15 protein-coding genes are annotated in these 18,185 nt (G+C 63.8%); 7 read left to right on the forward strand and 8 right to left on the reverse strand.

The features are described from left to right. The 4 genes from Q1L50_RS10325 to Q1L50_RS10340 all read right to left on the reverse strand — a co-directional run. A partial coding sequence (locus tag Q1L50_RS10325; protein WP_300338185.1) for an SdrD B-like domain-containing protein occupies positions 1 to 1,152 on the reverse strand: 1,152 nt, incomplete at its 3' end. Positions 1,153 to 1,234: 82 nt separating this feature from the next. Continuing rightward, on the reverse strand, positions 1,235 to 1,366 hold the full coding sequence (locus Q1L50_RS10330; RefSeq protein WP_300338188.1) for a hypothetical protein: 132 nt from the start codon (positions 1,364 to 1,366) through the stop codon (positions 1,235 to 1,237). 116 nt (positions 1,367 to 1,482) lie between these two features. Continuing rightward, a complete protein-coding gene (locus Q1L50_RS10335; RefSeq protein ID WP_300338191.1) occupies positions 1,483 to 1,629 on the reverse strand; it encodes a PEP-CTERM sorting domain-containing protein in 147 nt (48 codons plus the stop codon). Positions 1,630 to 2,190: 561 nt separating this feature from the next. Next, positions 2,191 to 3,117, reverse strand: coding sequence for a LysR family transcriptional regulator (locus tag Q1L50_RS10340; RefSeq protein WP_300338193.1), 927 nt, complete (start codon positions 3,115 to 3,117; stop codon positions 2,191 to 2,193). A 99-nt stretch (positions 3,118 to 3,216) separates the two neighbouring features. Here Q1L50_RS10340 and Q1L50_RS10345 point away from each other — a divergent pair, with 99 nt between their 5' ends. Both Q1L50_RS10345 and ettA read left to right on the forward strand, forming a co-directional pair. Then, the gene (locus Q1L50_RS10345; RefSeq protein WP_300338195.1) at positions 3,217 to 3,993 is read left to right on the forward strand and encodes a ferredoxin--NADP reductase; all 777 of its coding nucleotides are present in this window, start codon (positions 3,217 to 3,219) and stop codon (positions 3,991 to 3,993) included. A gap of 221 nt (positions 3,994 to 4,214) precedes the next feature. Continuing rightward, positions 4,215 to 5,879, forward strand: coding sequence for an energy-dependent translational throttle protein EttA (ettA, locus tag Q1L50_RS10350; protein ID WP_300338196.1), 1,665 nt, complete (start codon positions 4,215 to 4,217; stop codon positions 5,877 to 5,879). 83 nt (positions 5,880 to 5,962) lie between these two features. On the opposite strand, the gene Q1L50_RS10355 is transcribed toward ettA, so the two are convergent. After that, on the reverse strand, positions 5,963 to 7,390 hold the full coding sequence (locus tag Q1L50_RS10355; RefSeq protein WP_300338199.1) for a serine/threonine-protein kinase: 1,428 nt from the start codon (positions 7,388 to 7,390) through the stop codon (positions 5,963 to 5,965). Positions 7,391 to 7,583: 193 nt separating this feature from the next. After that, positions 7,584 to 8,456, reverse strand: a complete 873-nt coding sequence (locus Q1L50_RS10360; protein ID WP_300338202.1) for a DUF3365 domain-containing protein — start codon at positions 8,454 to 8,456, stop codon at positions 7,584 to 7,586. Positions 8,457 to 8,892: 436 nt separating this feature from the next. On the opposite strand from Q1L50_RS10360, the gene arsS reads away from it, so the two are divergent. The 5 genes from arsS to Q1L50_RS10385 all read left to right on the forward strand — a co-directional run bounded on the left by arsS (position 8,893) and on the right by Q1L50_RS10385 (position 14,796). Further along, the gene (arsS, locus tag Q1L50_RS10365; RefSeq protein ID WP_300338205.1) at positions 8,893 to 9,891 is read left to right on the forward strand and encodes an arsenosugar biosynthesis radical SAM (seleno)protein ArsS; all 999 of its coding nucleotides are present in this window, start codon (positions 8,893 to 8,895) and stop codon (positions 9,889 to 9,891) included. A gap of 62 nt (positions 9,892 to 9,953) precedes the next feature. Then, entirely contained in the window at positions 9,954 to 10,652 is a 699-nt protein-coding gene (locus tag Q1L50_RS10370; RefSeq protein WP_300338207.1) for a haloacid dehalogenase type II, read from the forward strand. A gap of 98 nt (positions 10,653 to 10,750) precedes the next feature. Next, the gene (locus Q1L50_RS10375) at positions 10,751 to 12,895 is read left to right on the forward strand and encodes a bifunctional TVP38/TMEM64 family protein/FAD-dependent oxidoreductase (RefSeq protein ID WP_300338210.1); all 2,145 of its coding nucleotides are present in this window, start codon (positions 10,751 to 10,753) and stop codon (positions 12,893 to 12,895) included. A gap of 9 nt (positions 12,896 to 12,904) precedes the next feature. Further along, positions 12,905 to 13,735, forward strand: a complete 831-nt coding sequence (locus Q1L50_RS10380; protein ID WP_300338213.1) for a DUF547 domain-containing protein — start codon at positions 12,905 to 12,907, stop codon at positions 13,733 to 13,735. Between the two features lie 137 nt (positions 13,736 to 13,872). Next, positions 13,873 to 14,796: a DUF3616 domain-containing protein gene (locus Q1L50_RS10385; RefSeq protein WP_300338216.1), complete on the forward strand. Its 924-nt coding sequence runs from the start codon at positions 13,873 to 13,875 to the stop codon at positions 14,794 to 14,796. Between the two features lie 121 nt (positions 14,797 to 14,917). Here Q1L50_RS10385 and Q1L50_RS10390 read toward each other — a convergent pair whose 3' ends face one another. Then, the gene (locus tag Q1L50_RS10390; protein WP_300338219.1) at positions 14,918 to 16,825 is read right to left on the reverse strand and encodes a serine/threonine-protein kinase; all 1,908 of its coding nucleotides are present in this window, start codon (positions 16,823 to 16,825) and stop codon (positions 14,918 to 14,920) included. Between the two features lie 27 nt (positions 16,826 to 16,852). Continuing rightward, positions 16,853 to 18,064, reverse strand: a complete 1,212-nt coding sequence (locus Q1L50_RS10395; protein WP_300338222.1) for an Hsp70 family protein — start codon at positions 18,062 to 18,064, stop codon at positions 16,853 to 16,855. Positions 18,065 to 18,185 lie beyond the last annotated feature (121 nt).

Genomic DNA, 18,185 nt, shown 5'->3' on the forward strand with positions numbered 1-18,185 from the left:
GCTGATCAGCCCGTCGGCACCACCGCCAATCAGGGTCACCGTCTGACCGACGATGCCCGTCGCGCCGTCGTTCTGCAGACCATCGCCGTTGGTGTCTACCCACAGCCGGTCACCCAGGCTGGCGGCCTTGATCAAGCCCGCGTCAATGGTCTTGTTGTATTCACCTGGAGCCAGCGTCACGACCGGCGTCACGCCAAGGGCACTGGCGTCACTGTCGGCTGTATCGACGGTGGCATCGGCCGTGGTGAAACCGATATAGGCTGCTGGTTTGACAAACTCTACCTGATAGGTCAAACCCGGTGTCAAGCCGATGAACTTGTAGAAGCCCGAACTGTCCGTGGTCGTCGTTGCCAGATGTTCGTTGGCATCAAGAAAGTCCCCGTCGCCGTTCATGTCGCGCACGAGATTGACGGTGACGCCCGCAACACCCATGCCCACTTCGTCCTGAATTCCGTTGGCATTCAGATCTTGCCAAACGTAGTCCCCTAGCGCCGCCGACTGGACCGTGATCACCAGCGGTTGCTGCGATGCCTCGCCGCTGTCCCGGACGCCGTTGTTGTTGGGGTCAAGGAACGTATCCAGAACGACGGCAATCTTGTCATTGTTCGGATCGCTGTCGGTCACGTCCGGCACAAAGCCGTCCCCGGCCGTGGTCGCCTGACCGACAATTGCGGCGACTCGTGTCGAGTCCCAGCTACCAATCAACGGGTTGCTGGGTGTCCCCTGCCCGAGAAGACTCGAAATAGCCTGCTGGACATCGCCGTAGGTGAAATTCCCCGAAACCCCGGTAACAAGGTAATACGGAATTCCGCTGTAAACCGTCCCGTTAATGTTCTCGCTATAGGTCGTCGCACTCGGCTTGATGTTGTTCAGCAACCAATTGACGTTGTCCAGTCCGGCGAAGTTGCCGATGCCTGGAATGGTTACGCTCAGCAAACCCAGTTCGTAACTCGAATAGGCGTACGCCCCGTAAGTCCCCGGCACGGAAATCGGCGCAGTTCGGTTCACGCACCACGCATCGAAGGTCGAGCCAGTCGGATAGACAAATGGCTGCGTCGACGAAAGGATTCCAGTGTCCAGATAACTGGGCAAACCCAACATGCCAGGCGCGGTGACTTTGATCTTCAGTGACGGGGGCGTATAGGCGGGCATGGTCAAGCTCCTGTAACGAGATGCCTAGAAAAATGCTGATGTCGGTCGTCTTGTAGAGCGAAAGAAATTCCAGAGTTTCCATTCAGGAGTTGCCGGGCGATGGACTCTCGACGCGGGTGACTTCGTGCCTGACGTGCGGCGTGCCGACTACCTTCTTCAGCGCCAGCCTGCAAGTCGTCGGCAGCAGGCGCCATAGCCCGACGATCTCCAACAAAGCAAAGCTCCGCCAAGCCACCGCCGCGGAGCCCACATAGTGCCGCTTACCAAAGCAAGTCCTAGGATGTCATCTGGTGCGACGACGGGGCGCCACGTGCTGCGCCCCGGCCCATCTCAGTGTTTGCGAAACAGCGCGACGGCCATCGCAACCCCGGCCAAGGCGAACAGGGAAAGGGATTCTGGTTCGGGAACAGGGATAGGATCCGCAAGGACGGGCATCGCGGCAGACAACAGAACGGCAAAGGATAGCAAGGTACGCATGAGTGATTCCTCCACAAGAAGTTGATGATTTACTACTACCGACCGATCCATGAGCGCCAGTCGAATCGGTATAAGCAAACTGCGTGCCATCACTCAAGAAAAACTGATTTAAGGTTCTTTTTCAATCCGGGTTTAGACGTCATGTCAATCGGGTGTAAGTTTTTCCGACACCATTGGGTAGGGCTTATGGGCATCGCCAACGCCGTTCACGATGCCCAGCGCTTTCCTTTGGCGGACACCGTTGCACGCCTTCGCTGGCAGCCTTGAGCACCGCCCACGCGCTACGGTTATCCGACCGACCTGACGTCGCGAGCTGCCGGGAGCCGCTGGCCAGGCGCCGGCCGTTGCCGGCAGCGATAGCGCTGGAAACAAGGCAGAGTCCGAAGCAGACAGGCCAGCGAAAGGCTGAACTCGTTTGACTCGGCGGTCAGCCCTCGACGAGTTCTCTGGCCTTGCCGCAAGCCGCCACGCGAACCGGCGCGGATCCCTCCCCTAGCGGGCGGGAAGCGCAGGGCAAGACGTCTGAAGCGGAGTTTCGTGCGCTTCAGACGCGGCGAGTGGTCAAGGAATAAACGACCACTCGATCTGGTCACTGCGTTCGACGCTGGCGGTCATCGCGCGACACAGGCTGATGAACTCGCGCATGCCTGCGGTCTGGAACTTTCGCCGGTGCCAGAGGAAGTGGAAATGTCGCCGCAGATCGAGTTCGGGCGTTTCAATGGCCACCAGGCTGCCGCGGCGGAAGGCCTCGCGCAGTGCCAGCCGTGAAATGCAACCTATGCCGAGGCCGAATTCGACCGCCCGCTTGATCGCTTCGGTGTGTTCGAGTTCCAGCCGGACCTGCAGTGGCCAATGCTGATGGCGCAGCGCCTGGTCGAGTGTTTCGCGGGTTCCCGAGCCGCTTTCGCGAACGATCCAGGCTTGGTCGGCGAGCTCGTCCAGCGTCGCCGAACCCCTTCTCGCCAGCACGTGTCCCGGTGCGCAGAAGACCACCAGCTCGTCGGCAACCCACGGCTCGACGACCAACTCGGGGTGTCGGCAACTACCCTCGATCAACCCGAGGTCGAGTTCGTGACGCGCCAGTTGATCGACGATGGTCGTCGTGTTGTGCACCTTGAGGTGCAGGGTGCTCTCCGGATGCCGCTTGAGGAAGTCGGCGACGATCAGCGTCGCCAGGTAGTTGCCGATGGTCAGCGTCGCACCGATCTGCAGCCTGCCGTACCCGGCATGACCTTCGAGCGCACTTTCGATCGCCGCCGCCCGCTCGATCAGTTCGACCGCCTGTGGCAGCAAGGCCTGCCCGAGTTCGTTCAAACGAAGGCTCTTGCCGAAGCGGTCGAAAAGCTGCGTATCGTACTGCCGCTCGAGCTCGCCAAGTGCCGTGCTGGTTGCCGACTGTGACAGCGAGAGATCCTCGGCGGCCCGTGAAACGCTCTCGTACCGGGCCACAGCAACGAATACCCCAATCTGCCGCAAGCTGAAGCGCATATCTATCCACCAGATATGGTTTATTTAAAAAATCTGTTTCACAAATATAGCACGACGAAATACGATGGCCAGTATCGACCGCATATCAGGATCAGAACGATGAGCAATTTCTCCGCCCAACGCGTGCTTTCGGTTCGTCACTGGAACGACACCCTGTTCAGCTTCCGCACCACCCGTGACCCTGCTTTGCGCTTTATCAACGGCCAGTTCGTGATGATCGGCCTGCCACAGGAGGGACGACCGCTGACGCGCGCCTACAGCATCGCCAGTGCCAACCACGACGAGCACCTCGAGTTTCTGAGCATCAAGGTCCCGAACGGGCCGCTGACCTCCCGGCTGCAGCACTTGGCAGTCGGCGACGAGATCGTCGTCAGCCGCAAGCCGACCGGGACGCTGGTACTGCGTGACCTGCGACCCGGGAAGAACCTGTACCTGCTGTCGACTGGCACCGGCTTGGCGCCGTTCATCAGCCTGATCCAGGACCCCGAGACCTACGAGCGCTTCGAGAAAGTGGTGCTGATTCATGGCGTTCGCTGGCAGCGTGATCTCGCCTACAGCGAATTCATTGAACGCGAGTTGCCGCAACACGAGTTTTTCGCGGACCTGCTGCGCGACAAGTTGATCTATTATCCGACGGTCACCCGCGAGCCCTTCCGCAACCAGGGACGGATCACCCGGCTGGTCGATAGCGGCCGACTGTTTTCCGACATCGGCTTGCCACCATTCGACCCCGCGCGCGACCGCGCGATGCTCTGCGGCAGCCCGGCGATGCTCAAGGATTGCTGTGCTCTGCTCGACAGTCGCGGCTTCGAGGTTTCGCCGCACATCGGCGCACAGGGTGACTACGTCATCGAGCGCGCTTTCGTCGAGAAGTAAGCGTCGCGCCAGTCTAAACGTCGCAGCACTCGCCACCCTCCTCTGCGAGCCCCGCCGACCCAGATCGAACGCCTCGGTGACTTGGCCGTACCTTGAAGTATTGAAGCCCCGCCCGCCACGAACGACCAGTCTCGGGTAGACTTGCCCTTTCCGGACGGCGCGCAACGGGCGTCCCCTGGATGCCTTTACCCCTTTCCACCTCCTGATCGATAAGCAAGGCCATGGCTCAATACGTATTCACGATGAATCGCGTCGGCAAGATCGTGCCGCCCAAACGCCAGATCATCAAGGACATCTCGCTCTCTTTCTTCCCCGGCGCCAAGATCGGCCTTTTGGGCCTCAACGGTTCGGGCAAGTCGACGGTCCTGCGGATCATGGCGGGCCTCGACCACGACATCATCGGCGAAGCAACGCCGATGGCCAACCTCAAGATCGGTTATCTGGCGCAGGAACCCGAGCTCGACCCCGAAGCCACGGTTCGCCGGGAAGTCGAGTCCGGCCTCGGCGAAGTTTTTCAGGCGCAGGCCAAGCTCGATGAGGTCTACGCCGCTTACGCCGAACCCGACGCCGATTTCGACCGGTTGGCGGAGGAGCAGGCGCGCCTCGAGGCGATCCTCGCCACGGCCGGCCCGGACCTAGGCAGCCAGCTCGAACTGGCCGCCGACGCCTTGCGCCTGCCGCCGTGGGAAGCGCTGATCCGAACCCTCTCTGGCGGCGAGAAGCGTCGTGTCGCGCTGTGCCGGTTGCTCCTGTCGCAGCCGGACATGCTACTGCTCGACGAACCGACCAACCATCTGGATGCTGAATCGGTCGAATGGCTCGAACAGTTCCTAGTGCGGTTCCCCGGTACGGTCGTCGCCGTCACCCACGATCGTTACTTCCTCGACAATGCCGCCGAGTGGATCCTCGAACTCGACCGCGGCCAGGGCATTCCGTGGAAAGGCAACTACTCGAGCTGGCTCGAACAGAAGGAAGCACGGCTGGAAACCGAGGCCAAGCAGGAAGCCGGCCGGATCAGGACCATGAAGCAGGAGCTCGAATGGGTGCGCCAGAGTCCGAAGGCGCGGCAGGCCAAGAGCAAGGCGCGTCTCTCGCGCTTTGACGAACTTAGCAGTGTCGAGTACCAGAAGCGCAACGAAACGCAGGAAATCTTCATTCCGGTTGGCGACCGTCTTGGCAGCAAGGTCATCGAATTCAGCGAGGTCAGCAAGTCCTTCGGCGACCGACTGCTGATCGACAAGCTCAGTTTCAGCGTGCCGCCCGGCGCCATCGTCGGCATCATCGGCCCGAACGGTGCCGGAAAATCCACCCTCTTCAGGATGCTGATCGGCAGCGAACACCCAGACTCAGGCGAGGTGGAGATCGGCGCAACCGTCAAGCTCGCCTACGTGGACCAGAGCCGCGATTGCCTCGAGGGCGAGAAGACCGTCTTCGAGGAGATCTCCGGCGGCGCGGACCTCCTCACCGTCGGCAAGTACGAAACGCCGGCGCGCGCCTACATTGGCCGCTTCAACTTCAAGGGCTCCGATCAGCAGAAGCGCGTTGGCCAGCTTTCGGGCGGCGAACGCGGTCGCCTGCACATGGCCAAAACGCTGATCGCTGGCGGCAACGTGCTGTTGCTCGACGAGCCGTCGAACGACCTCGACGTCGAGACGCTGCGCGCACTGGAAGACGCGCTGCTCGAATTCGCCGGCAGCGTCCTGGTCATTTCGCACGATCGCTGGTTCCTCGACCGGATCTGCACGCACATCCTGGCCTGCGAAGGGGATTCACAGTGGACCTTCTTCAGCGGCAACTACCACGAGTACGAAGAAGACAAGAAGCGGCGGCTCGGTGAGGAAGGGGCGAAGCCCAAGCGCATTCGCTACAAGCCGATCACCCGCTGACCGCCGCTCCCTGGCAGCGGGCCGGGACCGGTTCCGGTGCGCCCGGGCGATCCCGCCGCAATCGCCGCGGCACCCGTCAAGGACTAGCGCAGTCCCTTGAGGAAGGCGGCGCGTTCGGGCTCGGAGTCGATCTGCTCGGCGAGCTTTCGGTGCAGTTCGCGCAGGTCGCCAGATTCGCTCGCCGCGCGCTTGACCAGCAGCTTGGCGAGCGGCCCGACATAAAGTGCCAGACGCTGTTCCGCGGCAGCAAGTGTTTCGGGATCGAAGACCGCCGCCGGCTTCGCGGCGACGCTTTCTTGCGGCGACCTCGGAGTGGTCGGCGCCGGCAGCGGCAGCGCGGCAGATGGTGACGACCTTTCCAACCGCTCGATGCGTTTCAGGAAGTCGGAACGTTCGATTCCTTCCGGAATGTTCTCAGCCAGTTCGGAGTTGAATTCCTCGACGCTCCTGGCGTGCAGCACGCTCTTGCGGACCAGGACCTTGGCCAGCGGGCCGATCGACCTGACCAGCGACGATTCGATCTCGGCCAGCATCTCGGGGGGCAGGGTCAAGGGCTGCGACCCAGGCATGGTCTTGCCGCTGGCGGCACCTGCAGCCCCTGCCCCGTCGTCGTTGAGCACCCCGGCCGCCGCTGGCGAGGGCTCGACGCTGCCGTCGGCCTGCTGCGCGGCTCCGGCCACCGGCTTGCTCTTGACGAACGCTGCCACCAGCGCGCTGGCGAAGTCGCGCGCCGTCTGAAAACGCTCGTCGGGCTTCTTCGCCAGCGCTCGTGCCATCACCGCGTCGAACACCGCCGGCATCGAGGGGACGATTGCCGAGAGTGGTGCGGGGTCGGCGTGCAGGACATTGTGCATCACCGCGACCGGCGTCTCGGCGACAAACGGCCCGCGCCCGGTAAGCAGCTCGTAGAGGATTACCCCGGCTGCCCACAGGTCGGAACGGCCATCCGCAGGCAGGCCAAGCAACTGCTCGGGCGAGATATGGGTCGGCGTCCCCACGACCGTGCCGACCTGCGTGAGCGACGAGCTCTGAATCCGGGCCACGCCGAAGTCCATGACCTTGATCTTCATGCCGCTGAGCACCATCAGGTTGGCCGGCTTGATGTCGCGGTGCACGACACCGTGTTTGTGCGAATAGTCCAGCGCGGAGAGCAGTTGCTTCATTACCTCGAAAACATCGATCATCGCGAAGCGTCCGCGCTGCCGCATCAGCTTGCGCAACTCCTGCCCCAGCACGTACTCCATGACGATGAAGGCCATCGTCTGGTCCTCGCCAAACTCGTACACGCCAACGATCCCGGGATGCTGCAGCTTGCCGCCGGCCTGCGCCTCGTGCTTGAAGCGCGCTACCGCGGCCGCGGATTCGACGTTCGCGAGGTATTCGGCGAGGATCGTCTTGATCGCCACCGGACGCTCGATGACCGGGTCGAAACCCTCATACACCGTTCCCATCGCGCCCTTGCCGAGTTCGCGACGGATTTCGTACTTGCCGATACGCTCGGGGAGGGTCATGGCCTCGTCGCTCGGGGCTCAGCGGCCATGAACGAACCTGCTACGCGGCCGTGCTGCTTGCTTGCTCATTCGCTCACTCCTCCCCCATCCATTCGATATCCCTCATCGTGCGCTGACGTAGCGAGATCAGCGCGTCCTCCCTTTGCCTGGCGTCGCGCATCGCTCCTTGTCGGCAACACGTGTTCACCGCCCTTCATGACTCGATCAACTTGATCGCCTTCTGCAGGCTGCGGCGCATGCGGTTGAAGGAGTTGGCGAGCACACCAATCTCGTCGCCGCCGCTCGACGCGAACTCCGGAACGTTGAAGTCGCCCGTCGACACCTTGTCGGCGGCCGCCGACATCCGCGAGATGGGCTGGATGATCAGCAGCGACAGCATCACGTTCAGGACCACGAAGGTGGCGAGAAAGATTCCCCCGAGCGAGAGCATGAAGGTCTTGAAGGTGTTCTGTGCATTGGCCAGCGGCACCGACATCGGCACCGAAACCACCTGCGCACCGATGGTTTCCATGTGCTTCCAGCCGAAGCCGTTGTTGCCACCGTAGATCTTGATCATCGACGCCGGCGCTGCCGAAGGGACGCTGTGACAAGCCAGGCAGGCGGCGTCCTTGATGGTGATCGGCCGCGCAATGTACAGCATCCGGCCAGTCGGCGTTTCACGCTCGCCGATCAGCTCGGTGACACGTTCGTCGCCGCGGAACTTCTGGACGATGTCGCTTTCCCAATCGACCGCGCGGTCGCGCGGGTTGGTGGGGTTGAGCGTAGCCTCCTTATACGAGAAGTCCGGGTACTTGCTGTGCAGGGCGCTGAAGATCTCCGTGGCCGCGTAGGCCGGCACGGTCTGCGGCAGGAAGGTGGTAGCCAGCTGCGATTCGAGGAGCGGCTTCACCTGCTTGACCGTGTAGCCACGTACCGAGAGCGCCGACTCCATCATCAGGCCGGCGCTTCGCAACGTCTCCTGCTTGGCGTTTTCGTCGAGCAGGCGGTTCGATACATAGGCCGATACGCCCATGCCGGCAGCAAAGACCAGCAGCAGCACCAGATTGAATTTCAGTCGCAGACCCATAATTTTCTTCCCCTTACCAGAGTGAGAACGGGAAATTCAGCGGCACCGCCCGGAGTATAGGTAGCTCTGCGATCTCAGGTCAATCGGAGACCACCGTGCAGAATCGATTGGCGGATCGCCGCTGCCATGCTTTTTTGACCGATTTCCACAACACAAGTGCGCGCACGCTTGCCTGGCCCGTGCGTCGGCCTTCCGTGAGGGCCAGTCGCCGAATCGTGTCCGCCAATGCGTCGTCGCGAACCCCGCGCTCGGCTTTGGACCTGGAAACCCGTACGCGGAAGGCGGCAGGCTGCGCGCCGATCAGAGCGGAAGCGCCGGGAATGCCGTATGCTGGTCGCGTCGCCGGCGGGGCGCGGACCTTCCTTGCCTCATCGCGGTGTAAGGAAACGTCGCTGCCGGTCGACCAAGGCGGAAAGATCAACGGAGAAGAATAATCATGCACGCCACCCTGCCCCTGCTCGCAACCAGCACGTTCCCGGCCCTGCACCGGTGCTCGGTCGAAACGCTGCAGGTCAATCTCGGCTACCGCTGCAACCAGAGCTGCCTGCACTGCCACGTCAACGCCGGCCCACAACGCAAGGAGGAGATGACCGGCGAGACCATCGATGCGCTGCTGGAGTTCATCGCCGCCAGCCCTGAAGTGAAGGTTCTCGACCTGACCGGCGGCGCGCCGGAGCTGAACCGGCATTTCCGCAGGCTGGTCGTCGCCGGGCGGCAGCGTGGGCTGCGGGTCATCGACCGGTGCAATCTGACAATCCTGGAGGAACCAGGGCACGACGATCTCGCTGATTTCCTCGCTGCGCACGGCGTCGAGGTGGTCGCCTCGCTGCCGTGTTACCTCGAAGAGAACGTCGACCGGCAGCGCGGCAAGGGCACCTTCGACGGTAGCATCCGCGGCCTGCAGCGCCTCAACGCACTCGGCTACGCGGCGCCGGACAGTGGTCTGGTGCTAAACCTGGTATTCAATCCGCAGGGACCGACGCTGCCGCCGCCGCAGGGACCGCTGGCCGCCGCCTACCGCGAACACCTCGGGCAGGAGTTCGGCATCGTCTTCAACGAGCTGTTTACCCTGAGCAACATGCCGATCCAGCGTTTCGGGTCGATGCTGATTTCCAAGGGCCAGTTCAACAGCTACATGCAGTTGCTGCGCAGCGCGCACCGCGACGACAACCTCGAACACGTAATGTGCCGCAATCTGCTGTCGGTCGACTGGCAGGGCTACGTTTACGATTGCGACTTCAACCAGCAGCTTGGCCTGCCGCTGGGCAAGCCCGGCCGCGCTCGCCTGCACATCACCGAGGCCAGCGCGGCGGCGCTCGAAGGCGGCGCGATCCGCGTCGCCGATCACTGCTACGGCTGCACGGCGGGACAGGGGTCGAGTTGCGGCGGCGCGCTGGGCGACGACATCGCCGCGGCGCCGTCGTGCGGCGTCTGAACCGGCCGTCGAGGCAGTAGCGGCGCTTCCGGCCAGCACCCCCACCACAGGAAGGACAGAACATGGAAAAACTGCAGATCAGCGGCGTCGAAGCGTGTGTTTTCGACGCTTACGGTACCCTTTTCGACTTCAACACCGCAGCGCTGGCGGCGCGCGACGAGCTTGGCGACGACTGGCAGCGGCTGTCCGATCTATGGCGCCAGAAGCAACTGCAATACACCTGGCTGCGCGGCCTCGCCGGCCGGCATGCGGATTTCTGGCAGGTCACCGGCGACGCGCTCGACTTTTCGCTGGCGACCCTGCAGATCGACCGGCCCGGCCTGCGGGCGCGGCTAATGGACCTCTACCTGCACCTCGGAACGTATCCCGAGGTCGCCGCCACGCTGCGCGAGCTGAAGGCTGGGGGGATGAAGCTGGCGATTCTATCGAACGGGACGCCGGCGATGCTCGCGGCGGTGGTCACCAGCAGTGGCCTCGACGGCGTCTTCGACGCCGTCCTGTCGGTCGAGGACGTCGGCGCCTTCAAGCCGCACCCGGCGGTCTATGGGCTGGCGAGCGATCGCCTGCGCGTTGCGCCGGCGGCGATCTGCTTCCTCTCGTCGAACGGCTGGGATGCCTACTCGGCGAAGGCCTTCGGCTTTCGCGTGCTGTGGTGCAACCGCTTCGGACAGGCCGCCGAACGGATTCCCGAGACCCCTGACGGCGAGATCAGCGATCTCTCGGCGCTGCCGCCGATCGTCTTTCCCCGAACGGGCTCGTAGCAGGGGTCCGCGACCACCCCGCGAAGCATGTAAGACGCCCGCTGCGCCAGGCGACAGAGCGGTCTGCTGATAACCACCCCAAGATCGGAAAGGCTGCCATGAACACTCGACGACTGTTGTTGCTGGCTGCTCTGGCCGGGTTGATCCTGGCCTATTTCGTACTCGACCTCGGCCGTTTCCTGAGTCTCGACTACTTCAAGAGTCAGCAGCAGGCGATCGAGGCCTGGCGCGCGGAGCAGCCGCTCAAGGCAGCGCTGGCCTTCTTCGTCGCCTACGTGCTGGTCACCGGCCTGTCGCTGCCCGGTGCTGCGGTGATGACGCTGGTCGGTGGCGCGGCTTTCGGCCTTTTCTGGGGCCTGGTGCTGGTCTCGTTCGCCTCTTCGCTCGGCGCCACCCTGGCCTTCCTGGCGTCTCGTTTCCTGCTCCGCGACTGGGTGCAGAAGCGCTTCGGCGACCGCCTGCGGGCGATCAATGCAGGTATCGACAAGGAAGGCGGCTGGTACTTGTTCACCCTGCGCCTGGTGCCGGTCTTCCCGTTCTTCGTGATCAACCTGCTGATGGGGCTGACGCCACTCAAGACGCGGACCTTCTACTGGGTCAGCCAGCTCGGCATGCTGGCCGGCACGCTGGTGTATGTGAACGCCGGCACGCAGCTGGCGAAAATCGATTCGCTGGCCGGGATCCTCTCGCCCGGCCTGCTCGGCTCTTTCGTCCTGCTCGGGATCTTTCCGCTGATCGCCAAGAAGGTCGTCGACGCGCTGGCCGCCAGGAAGGTCTACGCGCGCTGGCAGAAACCCGCACGCTTCGATCGCAACATGGTGGTCATCGGTGCCGGTTCGGCCGGACTGGTCACCGCGTATATCGCCGCGGCGGTGAAGGCCAAGGTGACGCTGGTCGAAAGGCACAAACTCGGCGGCGACTGCCTGAATACCGGCTGCGTTCCCTCCAAGGCGCTGATCCGCTCGGCCAAGCTGCTCTCGCACATCCAGCGCTCGCAGGAGTTCGGCATCCGCGACGCCAAAGCCGAGTTCGACTTCGCCGAAGTGATGGAACGTGTGCAGCGGATCATCAAGACCGTCGAGCCGCACGATTCGATCGAGCGCTACACCGGCCTGGGAGTCGAGGTGATCGAAGGCAGCGCGAAAATCGTCTCGCCGTGGGAGGTCGAGATCGTTGCCAACAGCGGTGAAAGCGTGCGGCTGCGCACCCGCAGCATCGTCATCGCCACCGGCGGCCGCCCCTTTGTGCCGCCGCTGCCGGGTCTGGCCGAAGTCGGCTATCTGACCTCCGACACCGTCTGGAACCTGCGCGAACTGCCCAGGCGGCTGCTGGTCCTTGGTGGCGGCCCGATCGGTTGCGAGCTGACGCAGGCTTTCGCGCGCTTCGGCGCGCAGGTGACGCAGGTGCAGCAGGGGCCGCGGATCATGGTCCGCGAGGATCCCGAGGTTTCCGAACTGGTCGTCCAGCGTTTCCGCGCCGAAGGCATCGCGGTGCTGCTCAATCACCACGCCAAAGCCTTCGTCGTAGACCACGGCGAGAAGATCCTGATCGCTGAACACCAGGGCCAGGAGGTGCGAATCCCCTTCGACGCGCTGCTGGTGGCGGTCGGCCGGGTCGCCAATCTGAGCGGCTACGGCCTCGAAGAACTCGGCATCGCGGCCGAGCGAACGGTGGCGACCAACGAGTTCCTGCAGACCACCTACCCGAACATCTACGCCGCCGGCGACGTCGCCGGACCCTTCCAGTTCACCCACACGGCGGCGCATCAGGCGTGGTACGCGGCGGTCAACGCGCTCTTCGACCCCTTCCGCAAGTTCCGCGCCGACTACTCGGTGATCCCCTGGTCGACCTTTGTCGAACCCGAGGTGGCGCGCGTCGGGATCAACGAAACCGAGGCGCGGGAGCGCAAGATCCCCTACGAAGTGACGGTGTACGGCCTCGACGACCTCGACCGGGCGATCGCCGACGGTGAAGCACACGGCTTCATCAAGGTCCTCACCGTCCCCGGGAAGGACCGAATTCTGGGCGTCACCATCGTCGGCGAACACGGCGGCGACCTGATCGCCGAGTACGTACTGGCGATGCGCCACGGCATCGGGCTGAACAAGATCCTCGGCACCATCCACATCTACCCGACGCTCGCCGAAGCCAATAAATACGTCGCCGGCAACTGGAAGAAAGCGCACGCCCCGCAGCGGCTGCTGGCGTGGGTCGGCCGCTTCCACGCCTGGCGCCGCGGCTAGGGAAGGCTGATGCGCCGGCTGCTTCTGGTGCTGCTGCTGATGCTTGGCACTGCCATGGTCCCCGTGGCGCCCGCAACAGCCACGGCGGCCAACGCCTTCGACCATCGCCACGCGGCCTGGGACGCGCTGCTCGCGAAACACGTGCGGGTCCTCGACGGCGGCAACGCGTCGCAAGTACGCTACACCGGCATGCAGGTGGATCGGGCTCTGCTCGCCGCCTACCTGGCGAGCCTTTCGGCGGTCACCGAGGCCGATTATGCGAGCTGGAGCAGATCGCTCCGCCTGGCTTTCCTGATCAATGCCTACAACGCGTTCACGGTCGAACTGGTGCTCGGCAAATACCCGGACCTGAAGTCGATCAAGGATCTCGGCAGCCTCTTCCAGTCGCCGTGGAAGAAGACCTTTATCAGCCTGCTCGGCCAGCAGCGCTCGCTCGACGACGTCGAACACGCCCTGATCCGCGCCCCGGGTGCCTTCGACGACCCACGCATCCACGTCGCGCTGGTCTGCGCTTCAGTCGGCTGTCCGATGCTGCGCAACGAGGCCTTCACCGGCGAGCGCCTCGACGCCCAACTCGAAGACGCCATGCGCCGCTTCTTCGCCGACCGCAGCCGCAACCGCTTCGACAGCGCCAACGGCAAGCTGCAGGTCTCGAAGATTTTCGACTGGTATGGCAAGGATTTCGCGCAGGGCTACGCCGGATTCCACACGCTCGCGGCGACCTTCGCGCGCTACGCCGAGCAGCTCGCCGATACGCCGGGCGCGCGTGCGCGCGTGCGCAGCGGCGACTACCGGCTCGAATTCCTCGACTACGACTGGCGGCTGAACGACGCGCGATGACCGCCGTGCGCCCGGCGCAGGGAGGCCCGGTCAGCGACAGCTCGGCTGTCGTCGATTGACTGCCGGCGCCAGACGCGTCGATACTGCCACCGTGGCACCCACTTCCCGCCCCTTCCTTCCGACCCGAGGCAACCCACTTGGCTGTTGACCACTCCCCCGTCTTCCAGACCCTGAGCGGTGTTTATGAACCGTCGGGCATTCAGCAGCTCCCCGACGGGCGTTTCATCGTCGTCGAGGACGACCCCCGGCAGGCGCTCAGCGTGCTCCGAATCGCTGCCGACGGCTGCGTCGACTGCACCGCCCTGGTCCCGAACGGGCCACCGTACGCAGCGGATGAATTCTGGCAGATCGACGACCTCGAAGGAGTCACCGTCGACCGTGCCGGACACGTCTACGCGATCAGCTCGCACTCGCGCAACAGCGCCGGCCAAGAGAATGCGGATCGGGAAAAGCTGCTGCGCTTTCGCATCGAAGGCGACCGCGTCGTCGAACCGATGGTCGCCACCGGCCTGAAGCATGCGCTGATCGCCGCGCACCCGCTGTTCGCCGCCGCCGCCGAGATCAGGGACGTGAAAAACGAGGGCGGACTGAATATCGAAGGCCTGGCGATGAGTCCCGACCAGAGCCGGCTGCTGATCGGATTCCGTAGCCCGCTGCTTGATCGGCGGGCGATCATCGCCAGCATCGAAAACCCGCGAGTGCTGTTCGAAGCGGGCGAGGAAGCGCGGATCGCCAACACGCTCACTACGCTGGATCTGCGCGGCAACGGGATTCGCGGGATGGCCTGGGTTCCGGCGCTCGCCGGCTACCTGGTCGTCGGTGGGCCGGTGGCGCGCGTACAGGTGCAGTTCGACTTGTGGTTCTGGAGCGGCAACGACAGCGATCCGGCGCGCCGCGTCACGGTCGACGGTCTGTCGGGTTTCGAGCACGCCGAAGGGGTCAGCGCGGCGATGATCGATGGCCGGCAACGGATCGTCATCGTCAGCGACGACGGCAGCAGGAAATTCGGACGCTTTGCCCGTTTCCTGCTTCTTGACCTGGAACAGCTGCAGATCGAGTAGCCGAGTGGCGCGTGCTGTTCGGGCCTGATCTGTCCTGCGAAAGGCACCTTCGCCGTTGGCCAGCTACGCCGAAACGCCCGCGGGCCAGCACTGGCCGATCGAGCACCTCGGCGCGGCCCGATCAACCGCACTTCTTGAGTGATTGTCGACGGTTGCCAGCGACGTCCTCGACGTCGAGTCTGGCGCCGGCCGGTGTGTAGCGAAATAGCTTGCCTCGCTGAGACGCCGGAGTGAGCACAACAGTAGTGATCGTCTCGGCGCCAACCTGGACGATCTTCTCTTCGGCCAGGCCCATGCTCGGCCAATACTGCAACAGCATGGAATCCTTGACCGTGAACGTGGAGGCGGAATCGCATCCGCTCATCGACCACTTTCCGTCAAGCTGGGAGAGGATCTTGCTGCGCGCGTCGAGCAGTTGCTGCTTGACCTCCTCTGGCACGGCGCGGGCCTGATTCAGCGCCCGAAGTGCGGCATTGAACTGGCTGTTGGCCTCGGCCGCGTTGCCGGTCTTCAGCGCGGTTTCGGCAGCACTGATTCCACCTTCGATAGCCGGCAGACCACTCGCACCTTCCAGCTGCTCGCGCAAGCGCTTGTCGACCGCCGTAGCCAACGCGATCTTCTCTCGCGTTTCGAGCAGCGTCGCCTGCAGGGTCGTTCGCTCCTCAGCGGAGCGCGCCGAGCGAATCTGGCCTTCGATGCGCTCGGCGTCGCGATTGGCTGCGGCGACCGCGTCCTTGACTTCCCGGCGCTGGGTGTCGACCAGCTTGAGCAGCGATTTCACTTCGCCCTGTAGCCGCGCGGCCTCCTGCTTGGCAGTGGCTTCGGCTCCGCGGTCAGGCAGAATGCTGCTCCACAACGGGAAGGTGCCGACCACCACGCCAAGCAGCGCCACGCCGCCAACGATTGAGCCAAGCAGCTTGAAATCCCTGACCGAGGCACCCAGTCCAGAAGCGAACAGTGCGTCGCGAAACTCCTTGATCGTGGCGTAGCGGCTGGCTGCTTTCTGCGACAAGGCCTTGTCGACGGCATTGGAAACGGCAGAAGGAACGCCCTTGCGCACCTTCTTCAGCGATTCGATGCGTCCGGTCGGCACCTGCCCACTGAGCATCTCGTAGAGCATCACGGCCACCGCGTACTGGTCGGCGCGGCCATCGACCCCGCCCAGTCCGGCCAGTTGTTCCGGCGCCATGTAATACGGCGTGCCGGCACTCATCATGGTCTCCAGGGCGTGTGTGCTGTTGGTCAGCAGCGCGATGCCGAAGTCCATCACCTTGGCTTTGCCGTCGTCGGTCAGCCAGATGTTCTCGGGTTTGATGTCCCGATGCACGGTCTTCTCGTGCGCGTAGGCCAGCGCCTGGCACACCTGATCGACGATCCGCAAGGCGTCGTCGACCGCCATTTCCTTGCGCAGTCCCTTGAGATTCTTGAGATAGGTGCGCAGATTCTGCCCGTGCAGCAGCTCCATGGTCAGGAAGCAATACGCCCCGTCCTTCTGCACATCGAAAACGGTCGCGATGTTCGGGTGCGACATTTCGCTGGCCACTCGCGCTTCGCGCAGGAAGCGCTCCCTGGCGTTGGGACTGGTGAGCATCTGCGGCAGCAGGACCTTGATCGCGATGTCCTTGTCGCGGTTGCGGTCGAAGGCGCTGAACACCGCGCCCATGCCGCCGGCGCCAATCTGTGCGTGCAGTTCGTAGCGCCCGGCGATGGTCTGCCCCGGTTTGAGGGCGATGCCCAGGTTGGCGGCGGGACCGCCACCGGTGCTGCGCGTGTAGGCCGCTTGCGCCAGCGGCAGGTCGGCAATCATCGTCTGCGACAGCCCGCTCACCGTCGGGCCACCGACCAGGACGGCGCGTGCCTCTTCGACCTCAGCCAACTGGCGGCGGTACTTGTCCTTCAGCGCGTCGGTCGGCGCGCCATTCACTCGCTGTTCGAGCTGCGACACCTTGTCCAGGAGCGCGTGTTCGATGTCGGCGGGCGACACCGAAATTTCGAGTCCGAGGGCGTGCAGGGCTTCTTCGCGAGTCACCGTGTTGTTCTCCTTGAATGCGCCGGGCTAGAGGTTGATCTGAACCGAATCGACGAGGCGGCGCTGCTCGTCCAGATCACCCCCGCCGAGGCTGCTGCCGCCCTCTTCCAGCGTATGCGCGATCTCCTTGCCGATGACCAGGTCGCGAGCCGTTACTCGCACCAGCCCATCGCGACCCAGCGCGACAGTCACTTCGACCGGGTAGTTCTTTTTCGGATTCTCGATCGGGCCGAAGGCGAAATGCCCCAGGCTGAACTCCTCGGCCGCCTCGCCGCGCTTTTGCACGAATTCGAGGACCAGACGAGTCTGGTCCTCGCGGTTGGTGTAGAAGGTGCGCGAATAAGATGAGGGCAGCGGCGTGTTGCGCGCAATCAGGCTTTCCAGAGCGGGCTGGTTGTTTTGCCGATCCCATACCCGAAGGCACAGATCCGCACCGGAGACCTGTTGAATGACCGAGTCCGAGTCGCGATTCCGGCCAAAGCGCTCAGCGAGGATCGCAGCACCGAAAGCCACCGCCTGGTGCGGCTGCTTCGATACGACATCGCCCGGGCGCTTGCCCGAAACACGCAGGATTTCCGACTGCACGTGCGGCAGCAGCGAGGACCCGCCCGTCAGCAGGATCTTGTCGACATCCTGCCAGGTCAGCGACGCGGCATTCAGACAGCGGGAGCAGGAAGCCAGCGTCTCGCTGACCGCTTCGGTCATGATGGCGTCGAACTGCTGCCGGGTGAACACAAAATCGAAGGGATTGCCCAACAGCAGCAAAGACTGCCTGACCTGCGGCAAGCCTGGCTTCGAGAGCTTGATCTTGGCTTGTTCGGCGAGCCGCCGCAGCCTTTGCGCCGACCCCGGATCGGCGAGCGGATTGCGACCAAAGCGGCGCTGAAAGTCATCGGCGATCAGCGCCATGATGCGCTCGTCGAGAATGCGCCCGCCGAGCTTGGCGATACCGTCGGTGGCGAGAACGAACAGGCCTTCCTTCGCCGTCTGCAGGACGGTGACGTCGAAAGTGCCACCGCCAAAGTCGTAGACCAGCAAGGTGCGGTCGGTTGGACCCTCATCCAGCCCGTAATAGGTCGCGGCAGCGACCGGCTCCTCCATCAGGCGAACGCTGCCCAATCCGGCAATGGCCGCCGCGCGCAAGGTGGCGCGGCGCTGCTCGTCGGTGAACTGCGCCGGCACGGTGACCACCGCTGGCCCGATTTCGTCGTTGGCGAAGGTGTCGGCGTCCTTCAGCAACTTCAGATTTCCTGATCCCGGCCGGGAATGTAGGTAGAATTCCGGAATTGCGAGTAGCACTTTATTTCGAAGGCCATAATTTTCGTATGGCATAGACCAAGCGTCGCTAGGAGTGCAAGGA

It is taken from the genome of Accumulibacter sp., assembly GCF_029255145.1.
Classification (GTDB): domain Bacteria; phylum Pseudomonadota; class Gammaproteobacteria; order Burkholderiales; family Rhodocyclaceae; genus Accumulibacter.

Bases quoted from the DNA above. Each gene is read 5' to 3' on its own strand.
- Q1L50_RS10335 (WP_300338191.1), bottom strand. From the start codon at position 1,629: ATGCGTACCTTGCTATCCTTTGCCGTTCTGTTGTCTGCCGCGATGCCC.
- Q1L50_RS10340 (WP_300338193.1), bottom strand. From the start codon at position 3,117: ATGCGCTTCAGCTTGCGGCAGATTGGGGTATTCGTTGCTGTGGCCCGG.
- Q1L50_RS10345 (WP_300338195.1), top strand. From the start codon at position 3,217: ATGAGCAATTTCTCCGCCCAACGCGTGCTTTCGGTTCGTCACTGGAAC.
- ettA (WP_300338196.1), top strand. From the start codon at position 4,215: ATGGCTCAATACGTATTCACGATGAATCGCGTCGGCAAGATCGTGCCG.
- Q1L50_RS10355 (WP_300338199.1), bottom strand. From the start codon at position 7,390: ATGACCCTCCCCGAGCGTATCGGCAAGTACGAAATCCGTCGCGAACTC.
- Q1L50_RS10360 (WP_300338202.1), bottom strand. From the start codon at position 8,456: ATGGGTCTGCGACTGAAATTCAATCTGGTGCTGCTGCTGGTCTTTGCT.
- arsS (WP_300338205.1), top strand. From the start codon at position 8,893: ATGCACGCCACCCTGCCCCTGCTCGCAACCAGCACGTTCCCGGCCCTG.
- Q1L50_RS10370 (WP_300338207.1), top strand. From the start codon at position 9,954: ATGGAAAAACTGCAGATCAGCGGCGTCGAAGCGTGTGTTTTCGACGCT.
- Q1L50_RS10375 (WP_300338210.1), top strand. From the start codon at position 10,751: ATGAACACTCGACGACTGTTGTTGCTGGCTGCTCTGGCCGGGTTGATC.
- Q1L50_RS10380 (WP_300338213.1), top strand. From the start codon at position 12,905: ATGCGCCGGCTGCTTCTGGTGCTGCTGCTGATGCTTGGCACTGCCATG.